This is a genomic window from Bacillus sp. MT(2024) (assembly GCF_036362845.1).
GTDB lineage: Bacteria > Bacillota > Bacilli > Bacillales > Bacillaceae > Bacillus > Bacillus velezensis.
This window is the reverse complement of the sequence record NZ_CP143632.1, coordinates 2,300,426-2,323,605: the sequence shown is the minus strand read 5'-3', so window position 1 is coordinate 2,323,605 and position 23,180 is coordinate 2,300,426. Positions and strand designations below refer to the sequence as shown.

The window sequence follows — 23,180 nt, the reverse complement described above, 5'->3', positions numbered from 1 at the left end:
ACTAACCATGAAAAAAACAGTGAATCTGCGCCTGACGGCAGAACATCCCATTATGAAAAACCATCTTGTTCACGGAGAATCTGTCATGCCCGGTCTGGCCTATATTGATATGCTGTATCAGCTGGCAAAGCAAAGCCTTGATCTTTCATTCCGTTCCATCTGTCTGAAACGGGTGACCATTTATCATCCTTTATCAGTGAAGCGGTCAGAGCGGCTTGATGTGAGTGTCATATTCAGTAAAGAAAAGGAGTTCTGGACTGCCTCGATTTGCGGGGCGGATTCCGGGACGGTTTTCTTATCAGCGGAGATGCATGAAGAAGTCTTCTCATCAGACAGGCGTCTTGACGCAGGGGAGAAAAAACAACAAGCCGCACTTCCATCAGTCTCCTTGCATACGGTTTACGAAGACGCGAGAAGCCGCGGACTGTCGCATGACGGGCTGATGAAGCCGGAGGGAGAGATCTATGCTTATGAAGAGGAATGTTTCCTTGATATTCGGCAGTCTGATTCATGCCGGGAAAATCTCCCCGGCGCGCTCTTTCACCCCGCGCTGATGGACGGTGCCGCTATGGCCTCCGGCGTATTGCAGACAGCTGCAGGCGCCGAGTTATTTTTACCGATTTATTATGAGTCGTTTATTGCCGCTGAGACCGTTACGGAGCGCTGTTACGCGGTGATTTCGAAAAAGTCCGGCACGCCTTCTGAAATGGTGAAAATGGATATTGACTTTTACAACCCCAGCGGCGTGCATATTGCTTCACTGCTCGGCCTGACAGCCAAAAAGGTGCGGACGGACCGGCAGCTGATACCAGGCGTTCAGCAGATGGAGGAAACCTTATACCGCATTTTCTCGACATACGTAGGCCGTCCTGTCACAAGAAATGATGCGCACACCGTGTTTTTTGAATTAGGTCTTGAATCGTCACAGCTTCTGGCCATTATTAAAGACATCGAAGGGGCGTTTGATCTGTGTCTGAATCCGACTCTTTTATTTGAGTGCAGCAGCATATCCGAACTGCTTGAAGACATAAAAACAAAAGGAACAGATGAATCTTCCGGCCTTGTCGCGGATGCAGCACCGGTCTCTGAAACGCAATCAGGCAGTCAGACATTTACTTTCTATGAACATGAAGCATTCCTTCAGGATCATCTGGTTTTCGGCAAACCGGCACTGATGGGTGTAGTGTATCCGTGTCTGGTGCTTGAAGCATCCGGAGCATCTCGTTCCGGCACGTATCCCGCCGAGCTGAAAGATATCCGCTTTACGGGCGGGCCCGTCACGCTGGAGCCGGGAGAGGCCGCACAGATTGACATTTCATTTGCGGCAGAAAAGAGTGCCGAACGCTTTACCGCAAGCTGGACTGTCTCCGGTAAAGAAAGCCGAAAGACATGTGCCGAAGGAGAAATAAGCAGATATACAGAGGCACCCATAAAAAAATCATATGACGTTGAACAAATAAAGTCGCATGCACAAAAGGTGGGGCCGGATGTCATTTCCCGTCTGTACGATTCGGTTGCCGACTTCACGATAGGCCCGATGCTGAAAACGGTAACGGCGGGATACAAAATGAGTGAGAGTTCCTTTTTATTGCAGCTGGACTTATCAGGAAAAAAAGAAAAAGGCGATCTGCATCACTTTGCATTTGACCCGCTTATATTGAATTCATGTTATATGTCGCTCGGTGAAGAAGAATTGCAGCTGAAAAAGCGGATTCACGTCCCGCTCATGATTGAGAGGCTGACGCTTTACGGACCTGTCATGTCTGATACCGTCTATGTGGTGAATACAATCAAACATAAAAAAGACGGGTTTCTCTCATTTGATGCCGCAATCCTCAGTCATACCGGGGAACAGCTGGCGGAATTGAAAAATGCGTCTGTGAAAGAAGTGCTTCAGCCAAATCGGCTTGAAAATGCGTCTTTTGCCCCGTCCGGGAATCAAAGCCGTCAGGAAACGAAAGGAAAACCGCTGGATATTGCCGTTGTCGGGATTTCCGGCAAGTATCCGCAGGCCGATGATATCGATGCGTTTTGGGATAATCTCAAACAAGGCAAGGATTGTATTACCGAAATTCCGAAAGACCGCTGGAAATGGGAACATTACTTTTCCGAGGACCGGACGGCGCCGGGAGCGATCTACAGCAAATGGGGCGGATTCATTGACGGGATCGCCGATTTTGATCCTGAGTTTTTTAAGATTTCCCCCCGGGAAGCGGAACACCTTGATCCCCAGGAGCGGCTGTTTTTAATGCATGCTTGGATGGCCATGGAGGATGCGGGATATACGAGGACATCACCTGAACTGGGCCGTCAGGTAGGCGTGTATGCCGGTGTCATGTATCAGGAATACCCGCTATTCGCGGCTGAAGCGGGAGTGAAAGGACGGCATATCGGGCTCCCCGGCGGGATTTCATCCATTGCTAACCGTGTCTCCTATTTTTGTGACTTTCAAGGGCCGAGCATTTCGGTCGATACGATGTGTTCGGGTTCGCTGACTTCATTGTACATGGCGTGCCGGGATCTGCGGGATCATCGGATTCGCGCGGCGCTTGCCGGCGGAGTGAATCTCACCGTTCATCCTAACAAGTACTTCATGCTGAGCCAGGGGCAGTTCATCTCATCTAAAGGACACTGCGGGAGTTTCGGCGCCGGGGGTGACGGCTATATTCCGGCAGAAGGGGTCGGGGTGCTGCTTCTTAAACGTTTAGAAGACGCCGTACAAGACGGAGATCGGATTTACGGCGTCATTAAAGGAGCTGCCATTAATCACGGCGGGAGAGCGAGCGGTTACACCGTACCGAACCCCAAGGCGCAAAGCGAAGTCATTTCTCAAGCTTTACAGGAAGCGGGGGTATCTCCGGGCCGGATCAGCTATGTGGAAGCGCACGGGACAGGGACGAAATTAGGCGATCCGATTGAAATCCGGGCTTTAACCGAGGCATTCGGTGATGTTTCTGAAACATGTCTTGTCGGGTCTGTCAAATCAAATATCGGACATGGGGAATCGGCAGCAGGCATCGCCGCTGTCACAAAAGTGCTGCTGCAGATGAAGCACAAACAAATCGCTCCATCTTTGCATGCGGATGTTTTAAATCCGAATATCCAATTTGACGAAGGTCCGTTTTCCGTCTGCCGGGAATTAACAGATTGGAAACGGATTGCAGCAGACGGAGAAGAACAGCCGCTCAGGGCGGGAATCAGCAGCTTTGGTGCGGGCGGTTCTAACGCGCATATCATTATTGAAGAATATGAGGCTCCTGTCAAACAAGCAATCAGCGGCCAAGAGCCGGCTGTCATTCTGCTGTCTGCAAAAAATGGAGAGCGTCTGACAGAATATGCGGAGCGCCTTCTTGCTTTTCTTCAAAAGAAGCATATTGATAAGCCGGACTTATTTGATGTCGCGTACACTTTACAAGCGGGGCGGGAAGCGATGGATGAGCGGCTGGCTTTCATTGCGGACTCCCTTAAGGAGCTGGAGGACAAGCTCAGATCGTACTTGGAAAATGAAAACGCACCGCATCTTTACAGGGGGCGGGCGAAGCGAAACCATGAGACAGTGGCTGTGTTTGAATCTGATGAAGATCTGCAGGAAGCCATGGTCAAATGGCTGAAAAAGAGAAAGTACGGTCATTTGCTGAAAATGTGGGTGCAGGGAGTCGATGTGGACTGGAACTTGTTATATTCGGGACAAAAACCCCGGAGAATCAGTCTTCCCGCCTATCCGTTTGCAAAGGTCAGATGCTGGATTCAAGATGAAGCCGAGGCGGTTTCAAAAAGGGATGACGGCAAAATGGTGATCCATCCGCTCCTTCATGAAAACACATCCGATCTTTGGGAGCTGAAATTCACCTCTGTTTTTACCGGACGGGAATTCTTTTTCACTGATCACACAGTCAATGGACAGAAGGTGCTCCCGGGAGCCGCCGTGATCGAAATGGCCAGAGCGGCCGTTGAGCGTGCCGCATACGCTGTGCCGGACGGACGTAAAGGAATGTATTTGAAAGATCTCATATGGATGAGGCCTGTCGTTCATAAAGGGACGGATGTAGAAGTCCATATCAGCCTTATCCTTAAGGAAAATGAAGACATTGAATTTACGATTTACAGCCTATCGGAAGAACCTGGGGGAGAACGGATTTTATACAGTAAAGGCACCGCGGTATCAGGAGAGATAGCAGCGGTTCCGTCTGTTCATTTAGAGGGCTGGCTGTCCGGCTGCAGCCAATCGGTTATGACGTCTGATGAGGTTTATCAGGCTTTCCGGCATGCGGGTATGATATACGGGCCGAGCCATCAAGGCATTGATCAGCTGATGATCGGAGAGAGGGGGGCTGCAGCCCGGCTGTCGCTGCCGGAAACGGCAGACAGTACCGCCGATCAGTTTGTCATCCATCCGAGCCTTCTGGATGCCGCGTTTCAGGCGTCACTGGGGGCCGGTTCAGATACTGCCGGAGACACTCCGATGCTGCCGTTTTCCCTGCGGCAGGCAGAAATATTTCAGCCGACTCAGAAAACGATGTGGGCGCTTGTCCGCAAACAGAGCGATCGGTCAGATAACGGAGCGCTGACGCTGGATATTGATTTATGTGATGAAAACGGCGCTGTTTGTATGAGATTGACGGGCTTCTCCTGCCGGGCTGTCCGGCAGACAAACCAAACCGAAAGCAAACGGCAGGAAGTTCAGACGGCGATGCTTGCCCCTGTTTGGGACAAAACTTTCTTTTCCCTGGAAGAAAATCGAGCGGTTGATCAGGAACAATTGCTGATCATCGGAAAGCCGGGAAATACCATAAAGGCCGCGGCAAAAATGTGGCCCCGCGCCCATCTGGCGGAGACGCCGGATCATTCAAGCGAGCAAACATTACGTGAATTGACAGCCGGTTATCAAGATATCCGCCATTTCTTATGGATTGCGCCGGATCGTTTCGCACCCGCATCCGCCAGTCAGGAAATGCTTGATGAGCAGGAGAATGGGGTGATTCAATGTTTCCGTTTCATCAAAGCGCTGCTGTCACTCGGGTATGGAAACCGAAACATCAGCTTTACGGCGGTCACCCGGCAGACACAGTCCGTGTATCCGGGTGATCTCCCGCAGCCTGAGCATGCAGGCGTACACGGTTTGATCGGTTCATTGGCAAAAGAATATCCGAACTGGGACATCAGGCTGATTGATGCAGAAGAAGGCAGTGATTCGTCTGAGATGAAAAACATCTGGCGCCTTCCTCCAGATCCGGACGGAAATGCTGCCGCGTACCGTAACGGAGCTTGGCACAAGCAAAAAACAGTCCGGGTGCTGACAAGTTCCGCTCCGCGTATGTCGTACAGAGAAGGCGGCGTTTATGCTGTCATCGGCGGAGCGGGCGGCATCGGAGAAGCATGGAGCAAATACATGATCACCCGTTACAAAGCACGGATGATATGGATCGGCAGGCGGCCGAAGGATCAGGAGATTCAGAGCAAAATAGACAGGCTGGCCCTATCAGGCCCCGCGCCGCATTATATACAGGCTGATGCTCAAGATGCCGCAGCGCTTAAAGCGGCCGTCCGTTCCGTAAGAGAGCGATACGGCAATATAACGGGAGTCATCCATTCCGCGATAACGCTTGCCGACAAAAGTATGGCGAATATGGATGAAGCTTCTTTCAGAAACGCTTTTTCAGCTAAGGTGAATACGAGCGTCCGAATGATCGAAGCTTTTAAGGGAGAACCGCTTGATTTTGTGCTGTTTTTCTCATCCGTTAATTCTTTCACAAAAAATGCCGGGCAAAGCAACTATGCGGCAGGGTGTACATTTCAAGACGCCTTTGCCCGCCATATCGCTTCCTTGCTTGATTGTGAAGTGAAAGTCATGAATTGGGGATATTGGGGCAGTCTGGGCGTTGTATCAGACCCGTCTTACAGAAAACGGATGGAGGCGTCAGGGATCGGTTCTATTGAACCCGATGAAGCAATGGAGGCGCTGGAAGTCTTACTATCAGAACCGTTCAGCCAAGCGGCATTCATCAAAGCTGCTCCGCACGGCTTAGCCGCACTGACGGATCAAGATGCAATATCGGTTGTATCCGGCCCGGAGCCTTCATTTATGGAAAGCGTCAAGCGGCAAAATCCGGATCGGAATGAACGGCTTGAGACTTTAAAACGAGAAATGGAGTTGCGCATATGAACAGCCTTCTTTGCAAACTGCTCTTTTATCAATTACAGTCAATCGGGTTTTTCAGCGAGCCTGTCACCACACCTGCAGCATCCATGCGGAGCGCCGGCGTGATCGGCACATACGGCAGATGGCTGGAAGAAAGCCTGAATCTATTAAAAGAAAACGGATATATCGCGTATGACGGATACACGATCACTCTTCTCGCGGATCAGCGCCCGGACGGCCGCACAGTCTGGAATGAGTGGAATGCCCATAAACGCCTGCTTCCCAAGGGGGAGCTTGCGCAAGCTGAATTGGCCGAGGCGACGATAAAAGCGATGCCTTCAATTTTAAAAGGAGAACGTCCGGCTACGGATATCGTATTTCCCGATTCATCAATGCGGCTCGTTGAAGGTGTTTATAAGCATAATCCCGTTGCGGATTATTTTAATGAAGTGTTAGCAGATTCCGCGGCCGCTTACCTGAAAGCCTACCTTACAGAACATCCCGATGCCCGTATCAGGCTGATAGAAGTAGGGGCCGGGACGGGCGGAACGAGCGCCATGCTGTTTACAAAACTGAAACCATTTGCAAAACAGATTGCGGAATATTGTTATACGGATGTTTCTAAAGCTTTTTTAATGCATGCCGAACAGGAATACGGACCTGATGTGCCGTATTTGACAACAGCCTTGTTTAATGCAGAGGAGCCTTGCGAATCACAAAATATCAAAACGGGTGTTTACGATATTGTCATCGCCGCCAATGTGCTTCACGCCACAAAAAATATCGGTTTGACGCTGCGCCGTCTGAAAGCGCTCCTGAAATACAACGGGATGATTTTGATAAACGAAATCAGCGATCGTTCTGTTTTTACCCATTTAACCTTCGGGCTGCTTGACGGCTGGTGGTCCTATGAGGATGCTGAGCTTCGGATTCCGGGAAGTCCCGGCCTATATCCAAAATCGTGGGAGCGTGTGCTGCATTCGGAAGGATACAGAGCGGTTTGTTTCCCTGCTGAAACGGCTCATGATTTAGGTCAGCAGATTATCGCAGCTGAGAGTGACGGACTCGTCCGGATGCAAGGGATCAGAGACGGCAGAAAGCCATACGCCGCCCCGGCCGAAGTTTTCCGAAAGCCCGCACAGCCTGTTTCCCGCAGCCGCGCGCCAGAGGAGCATCAAGCTGTTAAGGCTGATGGGGAATCGGTCGCTTCCCATGTCCGCTCTGTCATCAAAACAAGTATTGCCGATGTATTAAAAATGAAAGAAGAGGATATTCAGGAAGAACTGAATTTCTCTGAATACGGTATTGATTCCATTTTGGCCGTCAATGTGATTAACGAGATTAATAAGCGATTGAATCTTACACTGCAGACAACGATTTTATTTGATTACTATCATGTGAAACTGCTGACCGGTTATATCTCGGCAGAATATGAAACCATCATAGCCTCATCTCTGGAGACCGAAAGAGCGAAAATCCGCCCGGTGCTTCAGGAAGAATGGCCTAATGAAAAACCTTTGAAGACGGAAAGAAAGGAAAACGGTTATCAGAAACCGAAACAAGAACGTATGCCGCTTTCTTTCGCAAAGTCCGATGACTCGGGAATGTTCCGGGTTGTGATTGACCGTCCGGGCGGCATTGAAGATCTGATGATTGCCCGGAGTGAAGTGCCCGAGACAAAAGATGACGAAGTTCAAATAGCCGTCCGCGCCTTTTCTTTAAACTTCGGAGACTTGCTTTGTGTCAGAGGGCTGTATCCGACGATGCCGCCTTATCCGTTCACTCCGGGATTCGAAGCAAGCGGCGTCGTGATCAAGACGGGGAGGCATGTAACATCCGTCATTCCGGGTGATGAAGTGATTGTCGGCATGGGAGAGGAATTTGGCTCTCAGGCGAATCTCATCACATGTAAAGAACATCAAGTCTATCATAAACCGGCCCGGCTGACCTTTGAAGAAGCATGCGCTCTTCCTACCGTGGCGGTGACAATGATAGACGCCTTCCGGAAAGCCGGACTTAAAAAAGGCGAAAAAATATTAATTCAGACCGCGACGGGAGGAACGGGGCTGATCGCGGTGCAAATGGCCCGGCATATCGGCGCGGAAATATATGCAACGGCCGGATCACAGAAAAAAATTGAGTATCTGCATTCGCTCGGGATCCACAATACCATTTGCTATTTGGAAGAAGATTTTGAAACGGAAATCATGCGAATGACCGGCGGCCGTGGGGTGGATGTTGTCATTAATACCCTGGCCGGTGATGCCATGCAAAAAGGAATGAATTGCCTGGCGCCGGGCGGAAGATATATCGAAATTGCCATGACTGCGCTGAAATCCGCTAAATCAGTCGACTTGTCCGTCCTTCATAACAATCAATCGTTTCACAGCGTGGATTTGCGGAAGCTGTCTCTTCAAAATCCGGATCAGGTCAAGGACTATCAATTGGAACTGCAGCGGTTGGCGGAAGAGGGAGTCATTCAGCCTGTCATCTCAAAAATCTTTTCCTTTGAAGACATAAAAGAAGCGTATCACTGTCTGGATGACCGCGGAAATATCGGGAAAATCGTCATCAGCGTTTCTGAGCCGTATCAAATGACGTACCGCCCCGAACAAAAGGATCCGGCCGAAACGGTAAAATCAGCAGCTGTGTTACCTGAAAAAGAACCGATCGCGATTATCGGGATGAGCGGGCGGTTTGCTGAATCGGAGAATGTCCATGAGTTTTGGGAAAACTTAGCCGCCGGACGGGATCTGATTAAAAAAGCAGACAGATGGGATGTCTCTGACAGTCAATGCCAGTATGGCAGTTTTATAGAGGGCATTGAATGTTTTGATCCCGTTTTCTTTCATATATCGGGACGTGAAGCAACCTATATGGACCCGCAGCAGAGGCTGTTTCTGGAAGAATCATGGAAAGCGCTTGAAGATGCGGGATATGCGGGAGACTCGGTAAGAGGCCGGGAATGCGGCGTGTATGCCGGCTCCTGCGGCGGAGATTACCAGGCCATTTTTAAACAGCAGGGGCCCGCGCAGGCTTTTTGGGGCAATCACAATTCCGTTACTCCGGCAAGGATCGCCTATCACCTTAATTTACAAGGGCCGGCGATCACTGTTGATACAGCATGTTCCAGTTCGCTGACAGCCATTCATTTGGCATGTCAGGGGCTCTGGACGAAAGAAACCGAAATGGCGGTGGCGGGCGGGGTTTTCATTCAATCCACTCCCGCTTTTTATCAGTCGTCAAATAAGGCGAATATGCTGTCACCGACCGGGCGCTGCCATACGTTTGATCAAAGCGCGGACGGCTTCGTGCCGGGTGAAGGCGTGGGAGCGGTGGTGCTGAAACGTCTTAGCGACGCCGTCAGTGACGGAGATCATGTGTACGGCGTCATAAAAGGCTCTGCAATGAATCAGGACGGCGCTACAAACGGAATAACCGCTCCAAGCGCGCTTTCTCAAGAACGATTGGAACGGCATGTCTATGATACTTTTCACATTAATCCGGAAACCATTCAAATGGTGGAAGCTCACGGAACGGGCACTGCACTGGGCGACCCGATCGAATTCAGCGCCTTAACGCGCGCTTTCCGCCGCTATACGGATAAAAAAGGATATTGCGCCATCGGCTCTGTGAAAACCAATCTCGGACATGCCGCTGCGGCCGCGGGGATGGCCGGGCTGTTTAAAATCCTGCTGTCGCTGAAGCATCGGCAGATTCCGGCTTCCCTGCATTTTCATCAAGCCAATCAGCATATTCAATTTGCGGACAGCCCGTTTTTTGTGAATGAAAAGCTGATACCGTGGGAACGGAATTCGGATGCACCGCGCAGAGCCGCGATCAGTTCATTCGGATTCAGCGGAACAAATGCCCATCTTGTTATTGAAGAGGCGCCGCAAACCGTGCGCCGGTCACCGGCAAAACCGGCCTGCCTCATTCCTTTATCTGCGCGGACGGAGCGTCAGCTGGAAATTCAGGCAGAACGCCTGCTGGATTCACTCAGCAAGAACAAAGACAGCGATCTGGGAAATATAAGTTATACGCTCCTGCTCGGCAGAAAGCATCTGCATCACCGGTTTGCCTGTATCGTAAGCAGTGCGGACGAACTGAAGCGGGTATTATCGGAGTGGCTTGTAAAAAGAGAGCTTCCGGGTGTGTTTGTGTCCAATTTGAAGGACCAGAAGCCGGCAGACGAAGCCGGAATGAAAACATTCGGAATGGAATGCATTGAACAGTGCTGCTCGGCGGCTTCACCCGCACAGTACAGAGAAAGCCTGGCACATATCGCTGACCTTTTTTGCAGAGGATATGATCTTCCTTTCACACGGCTTTTTGACGGAGGGCAATATTATAAAACGCCGCTTCCTGCCTATCCGTTTTTAAAAGAAAGGTATTGGGCGGCTGATGTAAACAGTTCTTTACCAGGCCAAGCCATGAAAAAGTCTGAAACGCAAACCGTTCCCCCGTCTTCGCCGCAGCCTGAACATGAAGGTCTGATTTCTCTGAGTCCTTTAACTGAGATCGAAATGACAGCGTTTGAACCGGAGACATTGCAAAAACCGATCGTCTTACAGCCTTTGGATTGTACTGTTCCTGTCCAGCAGCCGGAAAACGCCGTTTCCGAAGACAATAGAACATTGCTTGAAGAATTGAGGATAAGCCTGGCAGATATTTTATTTTTGTCGCCGGAAGATATTGATGCTGATGAGCCTTTCATCGACATGGGGCTTGACTCCATTATCGGGGTTGAATGGATACAAACAGTAAATAAAACGTACCACATTGGGATTACTGCCAATAAGGTGTATGAACACCCGACGCTTGAGGAGCTTGCGGAATATATAGCGGGGCAAATAAAGAAACCCGAGTATGCTGAAGCGGAGGAAACAGCGGTACGTCCGCAAATCCCGGAAGCAGAAACTCCCCTTGCCGGCATCTCTGACGGCACTTTGCGCAAAGAGCTTAAAGAAAGTCTTGCGGACATCCTGTTTCTGAAGCCGGAAGATATTGATGAGCATGAGGCATTCATTGACATGGGGCTGGATTCTATTATCGGTGTGGAATGGGTTCAGTCTATTAATAAAACGTATCAAGCGTCTATTACGGCAAATCTGGTCTATGAATATCCGACAATCGCAAAATTAGCCGGGTATCTGACCGGTTCTGTCCAAAAAGACACTGAGGAAGTACATGAGGAACATACGAAACAAAACGATATATCAGAAGAGACAGATGATCAAGAACCGCCCGAACTGATCTGTCTTAACCCGGGGGGAAAGGGAAGACCGATTTTCTGGTTTCATTCCGCGCTGGGGGCAGTGGAGCTGTACCAGCCTGTTGCCGAACGGACCGGGCGTCCTTTTTACGGAATTCAGGCAAGAGGATGGATGACAGACCGGGAACCGATCCGCGGCATTAAAAACATGGCGGAATATTACGTTAAGCTCATACGTACCGTGCAGCCCCGGGGTCCTTACGATGTAGGCGGCTATTCATTAGGGGGCATGCTCGCTTATGAAGTCACCCGGCAATTGCAGCTGGCTGGAGAAACCGTTGAGTCAATCGTTATGCTCGACTCCTTTGACTCGGCGGGTGCGCGGGAAATAAACATTCCTGATGAATTATTTGATAAAAATATGATGCTGCAGACGGTGAACATGGCTTTATTTGCACCAATCTATCAACATCCGGAACGCATTTCTGAAACCTTGATTCATCGTGATGAACTAGATGCCGATCTTCATGAAGACATATTTTTAGAGCAATTAATAGCAAAAGCCAAACAGCGGGGGTTAACGAAGACGGACGCGTTGGTGAAAAATCTGATCTGGCAGAATATAAACGTTCAGGACGCTTACGAAATCACTGATTACGAACTCCTGCCGCTTCCTGATCCGAACGGGGTGACATGCTATTATTTCCGAAATAAAAACGGTATTTTCTTGGGTGAGCTTGATCCGTATTTTACGATCAGGGCCGATATTTTATCCGCTGATTTCGTCAACTACTGGAGCCAGTGGCAAGAGCATATGACAAACATCGCCATCATGGATGTGGCGGTATCCAACCATATGACGTTATTGGCTGAAGACAGCGCAGCCGAAACGATTTCTGAATTTTGCGGCGTTTTATATTCGGCAGACGGAATGACAGAACACAGCTTTCTGAAACTGCAGGTAAAGATACTGAACGTGCATGGTGAGATGCTGAAGCAGCCCGCCAAAATAAGACCGTAAATTCACATATCCGCCCGCCGGGTTTACTCGTAAGCTTTGGCGGGTCATTTCAAATCTTGGACACATCTTGGAGGAATGAAAATGACCAGTTTAACAAAAATCAGACAGCAGCAGCCGTACAAATGGTACCAAACGATGAGAGAAACCTCTCCCGTTCATTACAATGAAAAGGAAGATTGCTGGGAAATCTTCACCTATGATGAAGTGAAGCGGGTGATTTCTGACTACAGTCATTTTTCTTCCGATCATAAATACTTAAGTGCGGACAAGCAGGAAAAAATGATCCGGCATATTAACAAAGACAGCCTTTTGAAAATGGACCCGCCTGAACACACCGTCTTCAGAAAATTGGTCAATCAGCCGTTCATGCCGAAATCGGTTGAGTCTCTTGCACCGCGTATAGCCGCTATCGCTGATGACCTGCTTCAGGCCGTCCGTTCAAAAGGCAGGATGGACATTATTGAAGATTACGCATTTCCGCTTCCGATTATCGTGATCGCAGAGCTTTTAGGATTTCCTCCGAAAGACAGGGATATCTTTAAAAGCTGGGTCGACCAAAGCCAGAATGTAAAAGATGAAAAGAAAATGAATGAAGTGCAAAAGCAGATGATCGGATACTTCATGCAGTTTATTTTACAGCGGAGAAAACAGCCGCAAAATGATTTAATCAGCCATTTAATTTCAGCTGATTTAGACGGAGAGCCGCTGTCAGACAAGCAATTAATCGGTTTTTGCGGCTTGTTGATCGTCGCGGGGCACGTAACGACGGAAAATGTGATCGGAAATTCATTTCTCAGTCTCAAGGAGTTTCCGCATATTCTGCCCCGGCTGCTTGAAAATAAGGCGCTCCTTCCTGACTTTATTGAGGAAGTCATCCGCCTCAGACCTTCCATTCAGCGGGTAACCCGCTACACCGCGGTTGAGAGCGAGATTGGCGGAAAAACGATTCCGGCCGGAGAAAAAGTGTATGCGTGGATTGGATCGGCGAACAGAGATGAAAAGAAGTTTGAAAATGCCGATCAGATTGACTTGGGACGAAAGCCGAATCAGCATCTGTCATTCGGTCAGGGCAGCCATTATTGCTTAGGAGCGCCGCTGGCCCGGCTTGAAGCGAAAATCGCGCTTTCCCACTTTTTTGAACAGATGCCCGCATGGCGTTTTACTGAGGATCAAGAGCCGAATCTGGTTCCGAGCCCTGTATTTCACGGCGTTGACCGGCTGCTTGTTGAGTTTTGAACGAAAAAATAAAAGAGGCTTCACGGGAAGCCTCTTTACTCTGGGGGCTTGGAGAAATGAATGTAGGAATCGAAGCAATGAACGTGTTTGGCGGAACCGCGTATGTAGACGTCATGGAGCTTGCGGAACATCGGAACCTGGATAAAAAAAGGTTTGAGAACCTGCTGATGAAAGAAAAAGTGGTGGCGCTTCCGTTTGAAGATCCGATTACGTTCGCCGTAAATGCCGCAAAACCGATTATCGATTCTCTTTCAGAAGAGGAACGGAATCAGATTGAAATGGTGATCACCTGTACGGAATCCGGGATTGATTTTGGCAAATCCATCAGTACATATGTCCATGATTATTTGCAGCTGAAGCGGAATTGCCGGTTATTTGAGGTGAAACAGGCTTGCTATTCTTTAACGGCCGGGTTCCAAATGGGCGTGAATTTCATCTTGTCGCAAACATCGCCGGGAGCGAAAGCGCTCATCATCGGAACGGATATTTCCCGCTTTTTAGTGGCTGAAGGCGGTGACGCGTTGACGGAGGAATGGTCCTATGCCGAACCGAGTGCGGGGGCGGGGGCTGTCGCGCTTTTAGTCAGCAGCACCCCTCATGTCTTTTTGCTTGATCAAGGTGCAAGCGGGTATTACGGGTATGAAGTCATGGATACCTGCCGCCCGATTCCGGATAGTGAAGCGGGGGATGCTGATCTGTCGCTCATGTCTTATTTGGATTGCTGTGAAAATTCATTTCAGGAATACCGAAAGCGTGTGAGCGGGGCGGATTATAAGAATACATTTCAATACCTTTCTTTTCATACTCCGTTTGGCGGAATGGTAAAAGGAGCGCATCGGACGATGATGAGAAAATTGGCAAAGGCTAAGCCGCAGGACATTGAAGCGGATTTTCAGCAACGCGTGCTGCCTGGGATTCAATACTGTCAGCGCGTCGGCAACATCATGGGGGCCACCGTATTTTTATCTCTTGCCAGCACGATTGATAACGGCTCTTTTGAAACGCCGAAACGCGTCGGCTGTTTTTCATACGGTTCGGGCTGCTGCTCTGAATTTTACAGCGGTGTCGTTATGCCGCAAAGCCGTGCGCGGCAGAATCAATTTCAGATCAGCCGGCATTTGGATGAACGCGTCCGTTTATCGATGGCTGATTATGACCGGCTGCTCCAAGACAGCGGCATCGTAAAATTCGGCACAAGAAATGCCGCGCCCGCAGCAGACATCCCGAATGCGCATCAAGGAAAAACGCGATTAGTGCTGACTGAAATAAAAGAGTTTCACAGAAAGTATGAATGGACGACCTAGTATAAGAGCCGGAAAGGCTTGAGTATTTTTAAAGAAACGGAGAATAAACATGAATCCAATGATTGATGTACAGGAAACAGAACCGGGCATTGTGCAGGTCACAATGCAGGATACGGCCGGGAAAAACGGGCTGTCAGAAGAGTTTGTAAGAGAGCTGCACCGGGTATTCCAAGACATCAATGCCCATCCGTCCTATAAAACCGTTCTTCTGACGGGTTACGGAAATTATTTCTGCACGGGAGGAACGCAGGAGGGGCTTTTGACCATTCAGAGCGGAAAGCTCCAATTTACAGATTTAAAGCTTCACAGTCTTTTATTGGATTGCAGGATCCCTGTGATTTCCGTCATGCAGGGGCATGCGATCGGAGCCGGCTTTACGATCGGTCTGAGCTCGGATTTCGTGATTTTAAGCAGAGAGAGTTTTTATTCTTGTAATTATATGAAGTACGGATTTACACCAGGAATGGGCGCGACGTATATTGTGCCTGAAAAACTGGGAATTGTCCTCGGGGAAGAAATGCTGTTTACGGCCGCGAACTTCAGCGGCGCCGCTCTGGAAAAACGGGGTGTTCCGTTTGAAGTGCTGCCGAAAAAAGACGCCCTTCAAAGAGGCCGCGAATTGGCCCGGCTGCTGGCGGATAAACCGAGAGCCTCATTGGTTGCGCTGAAAACCAATGTGACCGCACGGATCAAAAGAGAGCTGACAAAAGCGGTTGAGGAAGAGGTAAACATGCACGAAGCCACATTCCATCTTCCTGAAGTAAAAGAGAGAATCAGCCGCTTATACGGCAGTTAAACAGAATGAAAAAGCATGGGATGCCCCATGCTTTATGACTGGTCCGTCTTTTGCAGAACGGAGCCTGCGAATTGTTCTTTAATTTCGGCGCTCCGGGCTGCGGTTTCTGCGATGCAGTGCATGATGGCTTCTTCAAAGCGGCGCTCGTCTAATGCGCGAAGGCCTGCTTCAGTCGTGCCGCCCGGGCTTGTGATTTCCTTACGCAGGCGTTCAGGCCGTTTGCTGCTTGTTCTGAGCATTTCCGTCGCCCCGGCCATGGTTTGTAAAATCAGCTCTTTTGCCGTTTCTTCCGGCAGGCCGGCTTGAAGGGCGGCCTTTTCCATCGCTTCCACATACCGGTACACATAGGCGGGACCGCTTCCGGCAATGGCTGTGACGGCATCAAGGTGTTTTTCTTCAAAGCGCGTCGCTTCTCCGATTGTTTCCAGAAGCTCTTTTGCCGTCCGGATTTCAGCTTCACTCGCCTCGGAGCTTGCGGAAAAACCGGTCGCCGATTGCTGAATGGCCGCGGATGTATTCGGCATCGCCCGGATGATGGTGAGCTTTCTGCCGAAATATTGCTGAATCGTGTGAATCGTCAGCCCTGCGATAACAGAAATCACAAGCTGATCTTTCACATATTCGCGAATGTTCTCAATGCTTTCTGCCGCATCTTTCGGTTTAAAGGCGAGAACGATAATGTCGGTATTGCTGAAAAACTCTTTTTTATCCCGGCACGGTTTCACTCCGTACGTTTTTTGGAGCTCTTCAAGCCGGCTGTCATTTGACCGGTTTGTCATATATATATGTCCGGGGGCTGTCATTCCGCTTTGCAGCAGTCCGTTCACCATTGCTTCCGCCATTGATCCGGCCCCGATAAAACCGATTTTCTTCATATAAATCCTCCTTCTTCTAAAACACAAAAAAACCTTCCCGTCAAAAAGGACGAAAAGGTTTCGCGGTACCACCTTACATTAGCACGAATCAGCCGTGCTCAGCTCAAATCCCGTAACGAGGGGATACGTTTAGGTTTTCCTAACCGCTCTGAGGGCAGGTTCTGTAAACAAGAGGGCCGCAATGTCTTTCAGCCGGGGACATTGCTCTCTGCTGCCGTTGTTTATATACTAGTTCCTCGTCATCGCGTTCCGTGTTTTCTAGTTTGTTGTTCATTATGCTATGCGAAAGAGCGGGATGTCAATCTTTTTTTCCGATATGCGGCAATAATGACACAGTGAAAAGAAAACGCTAAAATATGATTATTCAGGAATGAAAAGAACGAAGGAGCGTAAACATGGCAGCGAGAAAGATCATTCCGATACGTGTGCCGACTCCGTTTGCAGTCGGCGACGTTATCGTTTATTTAATAAAAGATGAAGCCTTAACCCTTATTGATTGCGGACCGAATACAAAGGAAGCGGCTGAATCGCTCTCATTTCAGCTTAAGGAACACGGCGTTTCTGCGGCGGATATAGAACAGGTGGTGCTCACTCATCATCACGCAGATCATTCAGGTCTGCTGCACCTTTTTTCCGATGATACGGAAGTGATCGGGCATCCGCTGAATGACAGGTACATTACTCAGGATCAGTCGTATATCGCCCGGCAGGAGGACTTTTTTCTGTCGCTTATGACTGAAATGGGCGTTCCCCTGACGCCTGAAGACATACATAAAACAGTTAAGCTGTCATACTTATTTTCAGCAAACCGTCCGTTAACGAAAACAGTGGGAGAAGGCGGAAAAATCGACGGGCTTAACGGCTGGACGGTGCTCGAAATCCCGGGTCATGCCGCTTCTCACATTGCGCTCTACCATGAAAAAAGCGGTGAAATGTTCAGCGGCGATCTGCTTTTGTCCAACAGCTCCACCAATCCGATTCTGGAAGCTCCGGAAAAGGGGGGCGTGCGCGCGGCCCCGATGCTCGACTACTTGAACTCAATGAAGCGGCTGTATGACGTAAACCCGTCCTTTTTATATCCGGGACACGGCGATCTGCTGACAGACGTAAAGCCTGCTTTTGACAGGCGGCTTGAAAAACAGAGAAATCGGTCGGAATATGTGCTGCGCCTGTTGTCAGAGGAAACGCTGACGGCTTTCCAGGTATGCCGGCGGCTGTTTCCGGCTGTGTACGAAAATGAATTATTTTTAACGATGTCAGAAACGATCGGCCATCTTGACGTACTGGCTGCAAAAGGGAAGGCCGAATCCTTTCAGTCGGGAAGCACTCTGATGTTTAAAGCTGTGAAGGGGTGAAGGAAATGGGCAGATTAACGGATAAGCGGATTTGGATCACCGGAGCATCCGGCGGACTCGGAGAACGGCTTGCATATTCCTGTGCGGCAGAAGGGGCTCATGTTTTTTTATCCGCCAGGCGGGAGGACCGCTTGCAGGAAGTGAAAAAAACGATTACCGCGCGCGGCGGACAGTGTGATGTCATTCCGTTTGACGTCCGGCATGCAGAAGAGGCTGAAAACGTAAGGCGTTTGATCGGTCATGTTGACGTATTAATCAACAACGCCGGCTTCGGCATTTTTGAAACGGCCGCTGATTCATCTTTGGAGGATATGAAGGCAATGTTTGAAGTCAACGTCTTCGGATTAATCGCCTGTACGAAGGCCTGTCTTCCGGTGATGCTTCATGCGAAAAGCGGCCATATTATCAATATCGCCTCACAGGCCGGCAAATTGGCGACGCCGAAATCAAGCCTTTATTCCGCAACGAAACACGCCGTTTTAGGGTATTCCAATGCGCTGCGGCTTGAACTGGCCGGTACGGGTGTAGCTGTGACAACGGTTAATCCCGGTCCGATCAAAACAGACTTCTTTACAATTGCAGATAAAGAGGGCGGTTATGTGAAAAGCGTCGGCAGATGGATGCTTGATGCCGACCATGTGGCAGAGCGTATTACATCCGTGATTCTGACGGATAAACGGGAAATGAATCTTCCGCGATGGATGAGCCTCGGGACGAAGCTGTATCAGCTTTTCCCTTCGTTTACAGAAAAACTGGCCGGCCGCGCATTAAAGAAAAAGTAACAAGGGGGAGAAAGGAATGTCCGACCGGGATATACACAAGGCATTGATGGCAGAGCCTTTAGTCAGGCAAATGGCGGAGGCGCGTGAAGTATTTTGGATCAACCCGCATAAAACCGATGATCCAGTAAAGAATGGCGCTGAATGGAAAAAGGAGATTGCCGAAGCGGAAGAAAGGCTGCGCCGGTTTGCGCCTTATATCGCGTCGGCTTTTCCGGAGACGGAAGCGGCGGGAGGCCTCATTGAGTCTCCGCTTGTCTTCATCAATGAAATGAAAAAGCGTCTGGAACAAAGCGCTGCTCAGGCTTTCCCCGGGCGTCTGCTTTTGAAATGCGACGACGAACTTCCGATTTCCGGTTCCATTAAAGCGCGCGGCGGGATTTACGAAGTGCTGAAGCATGCCGAAGACCTCGCGGTAAAAGCGGGAATGCTCTCAACAGACGATGATTACAGCATATTGACTGAAGAACGGTTTACCGCTTTTTTCTCAAAATACTCTATAGCCGTCGGTTCTACGGGCAATTTAGGTCTGAGTATCGGCATAATCGGCGCGAAGCTCGGCTTTTGTGTGACCGTTCATATGTCCAGTGACGCAAAGCAGTGGAAAAAGGAGCTGCTCCGGGAAAAGGGGGTTCGCGTCATCGAATATGAAGCAGACTACAGTCTGGCTGTCAAAGAGGGGCGCATGCAGGCGAAGCAGGACCCTTATTGTTATTTTATTGATGATGAGCATTCCCGGGATCTGTTTTTGGGGTATGCCGTTGCGGGAAGCCGTGTGAAAAAGCAGCTCGATCAAATGAACATAAAGCCTGGTGCAGATGAACCGCTTTTCGTTTATTTGCCGTGCGGGGTCGGAGGAGGCCCGGGCGGCGTCGCGCTTGCGCTAAAGCTGATCTATGGCGGGTATGTCCATATTTTTTTCGGTGAGCCGACGCATTCACCGTGTATGCTGTTAGGACTGTTTTCCGGCTTGCATGACGGAATCAGCGTGCAGGATATCGGCCTTGATAATCAAACAGCCGCCGACGGACTTGCGGTAGGAAGGCCGTCCGGACTGGCCGGCCCTCTGATGGAGCCTATACTCAGCGGCTGTTATACCGCTGAGGACGGCACGCTTTTTTCGCTGCTTTATCAATTAAGAGCGGCCGAGAATAAGAGCCTTGAACCCTCTGCACTTGCCGGTATGGCCGGAGCCGTCAAGTTCGTTCAGACCGAAGCCGGTAACCGTTATATAAAAGAGCGGGGGCTTGAGATGGAAAATGCCGTGCACCTTGTGTGGAGCACCGGCGGAAGCATGGTTCCCAAGGAGGAAATGGAAGAGTACAGCCGGATCGGTTCCTCATTTGTGAAAAAAATGGGCAGACAGTGAGGCGGTTTTCCGTTACAATCTTTGTAAGCGTTTGTTTTTTAATCGGAAAGCCATACAGAGAGATTGGTGTGAATTGTGAAAAGTAAAGAATTGAACTTACATACATTGTATACGCAGCACAGCCGCGAGTCGTGGGCCGGATTCGGCGGCCATCTTTCCATTGCCGTTTCAGAGGAAGAAGCCAAGGCCGTAGAGGGGCTGAATGACTACCTGTCGGTGGAAGAAGTAGAAACGATTTACATTCCGCTTGTGCGCCTGCTCCATCTTCATGTCACGTCTGCCGCAAGACGGAATCAGCATGTCAACGTGTTTCTGAAACATCCGCATTCAGCGAAAATCCCGTTTATCATCGGAATCGCGGGCAGCGTCGCCGTCGGCAAAAGCACGACGGCGAGAATTTTGCAAAAGCTTCTTTCCCGTCTGCCGGACAGGCCGAAGGTGAGCCTGGTGACAACCGACGGTTTCTTGTATCCGACGGCGGAATTAAAAAGGAAAAACCTTCTGTCCAGAAAGGGATTCCCGGAAAGTTACGATGTGAAAGCGCTGCTTGAGTTTCTGAACGATATAAAGTCAGGGAAAGAGAGAGTGGAGGCGCCGGTATACTCCCATCTTACCTATGACAGGGAAGAGGGCGCCGTCGAGGTTGTCGAAGGTGCGGATATCGTTATTATCGAAGGAATCAATGTCCTGCAGTCGCCGACCTTAGAGGACGACAGGGAAGATCCGCGGATTTTTGTATCGGATTTCTTTGATTTTTCGATCTATGTGGATGCCGAAGAAAGCCGGATTTTCACGTGGTATTTGGAGCGTTTCCGCCTCTTAAGAGAAACCGCTTTTCAGGATCCGGCTTCTTATTTTCATAAATTTAAGGATTTGTCTGATGCAGAAGCGGATACCATGGCCGCCTCCATTTGGGAGAGCGTCAACCGTCCGAATCTGTATGAAAATATCCTGCCGACAAAATTCAGATCGGATTTGATTTTGAGAAAAGGTGACGGCCATAAAGTTGAAGAGGTGCTGGTAAGGCGGGTGTGATATGAGGAGGAAGCGAATATTATGATGCATCATATTGAATTGTATGTATCTGACTTGAAAGCCTCCGCCCGGTTTTGGGGATGGTTTTTAGGTGAGCTCGGTTATAGGGAGTTTCAAAATTGGGACTCCGGCATCAGCTGGAAAAACGCAGGATTTTATGTTGTGCTTGTACAGACAGAGGAGCGTTTTTTAACACCGGAGTACCACAGATGCCGGGTCGGGCTGAACCATCTGGCTTTTCATGCTGCATCAAGAGAGCAGGTTGACGAGATGACGGAAAAGCTGCTTGCCAGAGGATGCCCCGTGCTTTACAGGGACCGCCATCCATATGCAGGCGGAAGCACGCATTACGCCGTATACACGGAGGACCCGGATCGGATAAAGGTGGAGCTGGCTGCGCCTGCCTCTGAATGAACTATAACTTCTCGTTTTTTTCTTCGCGCAGCGCGTCGAGTTTCTTTTCGATTCTGTCCAATTGTATGCGGCGCTTGTTCAAGCTTCTGAATACATATATCACGGCAAACAGGAAAACCGCGGCTGCGGCGAATGAAATCAATTGAAAAATGACATCACCGATGTTCATCTTTTTACCTCCGTGTGCGGCGGGCGCTTCTCTGAGCCCGCCATTTTTCATTTTAGTGTCTCTCTAGCCTTGTTTTTTTCTGAGTATGAACAGTCTCTGCATGTGGCTTATGACCACTTTTGCGGCCGCATATCCCGGAATGGCCAGCAGCATCCCGGCAATTCCTGAGAATTTGCCGGCGGCAAGCAGAAGAAAAATAATGGTCAGCGGGTGAATGTCCAGCTTCCGTCCCATAATTTGCGGGGAAATCAGCTGGCTTTCAAGCTGCTGGACAATGACGACGACCGTAATCACCAGCACCGCCTCGGTCGGTGAATCGAACAATCCGACAATGACTCCGGGAAATGTGCCGATCCAAGGCCCGATAAACGGAATCAGGTTTGTCACCATGGCGAACGCGCCCAGAACGAGCGGATAATCGAGCCCGATGATAAAATAGCCGATTGTGACGAGAACGCCGACACAGAAACTGACGAGCAGCTGTCCTTGTATGTATGAACTGAGAGCTTCATCCATGTCCCGAAGGATTTGTTTTCCTTCTTTTTGATGTTTTTCCGGAAGAAGCCGCAGCAGTCGCCGGGGGGCTTTATTTCCTTCTTTTAACATGTAATACAGCGCAAACGGAATAATGGCGGCGGTGATGGCGGCATTGGCAGCCGTATCGGCCAGGCTGCTGAGAGAATCAGCGATTGAACCGGAATAATTTGCGGCTTTGTCCGCTAATTTTTTAAAGGAATCCCCATGCTGAAGCTGGGAAAACCATTTGCTGTCCTGAAGATGCCCGATCCAATTTTCAGCTTTTGCGGAAAGCTCCGGAATATGATCTGTGAAGGCTGTAAACTGTTTTTGAACGGCAGGGCCCGCCGTATAAAGGAAGAGGACAAAAAGGCCGGCTGTTCCCGCATAAATCGTTAAAATCGCGATTCCTTCGGGCAGCTTTAATTTCGCATGCAGCAGTCTGACGAGCGGGCGGCACAAATAGTAGAGGACGCCCGATAATACAATAGGCGGAAACAAGGTTTTAACCGTAATCACAACAGGCTGGAACAAAAAGTCTATTAATGTTCCGAGATAAATGATGAGAAATAACAGAAGAACGGCATAGCCGATCCTGAAATAAGGCCCGATAGGCATATCCTGCACCACGCAATCTTTAAGGGTTTACTCTCGGACGTTTCCCTTATCGCCCGGTGCATAAACGTCCGTGTCAGGAAAACTGCCCCTGATTGGTGACGTAATCGTAGATAATATCTTCTACATGGGCATGGAGATCCTCATCGGGTTCTTCATTCCTTCTTTCTTCTAAAGCTTTTTTTAAACTCTGTTTTTCATAGGGGCTCAGCGGATCTGTCGACACATTCCGTCCATACTGTCGGAGGGCTTGTCCCAGCATTTTTTCTATAAATTGATCCATCATATATTCTCCTATTCTTGTCATTCATCTTTATTCTACTAAATATCATGTGATCCTCC

At 49.6% G+C, this 23,180-nt stretch carries 14 protein-coding genes; 10 read left to right on the top strand and 4 right to left on the bottom strand.

Features of this window, described 5'->3' with window-relative positions:
- Positions 1-7 precede the first annotated feature (7 nt).
- The 5 genes from VP472_RS11390 (at position 8) to VP472_RS11370 (ending at position 15,711) form a co-directional block, all read left to right on the top strand.
- Positions 8-6,163, top strand: a complete 6,156-nt coding sequence (locus VP472_RS11390) for a type I polyketide synthase (RefSeq protein WP_153986671.1) — start codon at positions 8-10, stop codon at positions 6,161-6,163.
- A complete protein-coding gene (locus VP472_RS11385) occupies positions 6,160-12,375 on the top strand; it encodes a beta-ketoacyl synthase N-terminal-like domain-containing protein (RefSeq protein WP_146277133.1) in 6,216 nt (2,071 codons plus the stop codon). Before VP472_RS11390 ends, VP472_RS11385 begins: the two co-directional genes overlap by 4 nt.
- Before the next feature lie 81 nt (positions 12,376-12,456).
- Positions 12,457-13,611, top strand: coding sequence for a cytochrome P450 (locus VP472_RS11380; RefSeq protein WP_003153276.1), 1,155 nt, complete (start codon positions 12,457-12,459; stop codon positions 13,609-13,611).
- A 56-nt stretch (positions 13,612-13,667) separates the two neighbouring features.
- Positions 13,668-14,915 (top strand): hydroxymethylglutaryl-CoA synthase family protein, encoded by a 1,248-nt coding sequence (locus VP472_RS11375; protein WP_070082069.1) that lies wholly within the window; start codon positions 13,668-13,670, stop codon positions 14,913-14,915.
- Positions 14,916-14,964: 49 nt separating this feature from the next.
- Entirely contained in the window at positions 14,965-15,711 is a 747-nt protein-coding gene (locus tag VP472_RS11370) for a polyketide synthase (protein ID WP_014305356.1), read from the top strand.
- A 32-nt stretch (positions 15,712-15,743) separates the two neighbouring features.
- Here the strand turns inward: VP472_RS11370 and proC are convergent, their stop codons facing one another.
- Entirely contained in the window at positions 15,744-16,586 is an 843-nt protein-coding gene (proC, locus tag VP472_RS11365; protein ID WP_146277131.1) for a pyrroline-5-carboxylate reductase, read from the bottom strand.
- A 395-nt stretch (positions 16,587-16,981) separates the two neighbouring features.
- Here proC and VP472_RS11360 point away from each other — a divergent pair, with 395 nt between their 5' ends.
- The 5 genes from VP472_RS11360 (at position 16,982) to VP472_RS11340 (ending at position 21,538) form a co-directional block, all read left to right on the top strand.
- Positions 16,982-17,941, top strand: coding sequence for an MBL fold metallo-hydrolase (locus VP472_RS11360; RefSeq protein WP_070082067.1), 960 nt, complete (start codon positions 16,982-16,984; stop codon positions 17,939-17,941).
- Between the two features lie 5 nt (positions 17,942-17,946).
- The gene (locus tag VP472_RS11355; RefSeq protein WP_025852789.1) at positions 17,947-18,723 is read left to right on the top strand and encodes an SDR family NAD(P)-dependent oxidoreductase; all 777 of its coding nucleotides are present in this window, start codon (positions 17,947-17,949) and stop codon (positions 18,721-18,723) included.
- Between the two features lie 16 nt (positions 18,724-18,739).
- On the top strand, positions 18,740-20,089 hold the full coding sequence (gene dsdA, locus VP472_RS11350) for a D-serine ammonia-lyase (RefSeq protein WP_153986670.1): 1,350 nt from the start codon (positions 18,740-18,742) through the stop codon (positions 20,087-20,089).
- Positions 20,090-20,164: 75 nt separating this feature from the next.
- Positions 20,165-21,124, top strand: coding sequence for a type I pantothenate kinase (coaA, locus tag VP472_RS11345; protein ID WP_003153290.1), 960 nt, complete (start codon positions 20,165-20,167; stop codon positions 21,122-21,124).
- 24 nt (positions 21,125-21,148) lie between these two features.
- On the top strand, positions 21,149-21,538 hold the full coding sequence (locus VP472_RS11340) for a VOC family protein (RefSeq protein ID WP_025852786.1): 390 nt from the start codon (positions 21,149-21,151) through the stop codon (positions 21,536-21,538).
- A 1-nt stretch (position 21,539) separates the two neighbouring features.
- On the opposite strand, the gene VP472_RS11335 is transcribed toward VP472_RS11340, so the two are convergent.
- The 3 genes from VP472_RS11335 to VP472_RS11325 form a co-directional block, all read right to left on the bottom strand.
- Complete coding sequence (locus tag VP472_RS11335; RefSeq protein ID WP_146277127.1) at positions 21,540-21,707, bottom strand: DUF4083 family protein; 168 nt, start codon at positions 21,705-21,707, stop codon at positions 21,540-21,542.
- A 63-nt stretch (positions 21,708-21,770) separates the two neighbouring features.
- A complete protein-coding gene (locus VP472_RS11330) occupies positions 21,771-22,841 on the bottom strand; it encodes an AI-2E family transporter (protein WP_146277125.1) in 1,071 nt (356 codons plus the stop codon).
- A gap of 73 nt (positions 22,842-22,914) precedes the next feature.
- A complete protein-coding gene (locus VP472_RS11325; RefSeq protein ID WP_003153294.1) occupies positions 22,915-23,121 on the bottom strand; it encodes a YqzH family protein in 207 nt (68 codons plus the stop codon).
- Between the last annotated feature and the right edge of the window lie 59 nt (positions 23,122-23,180).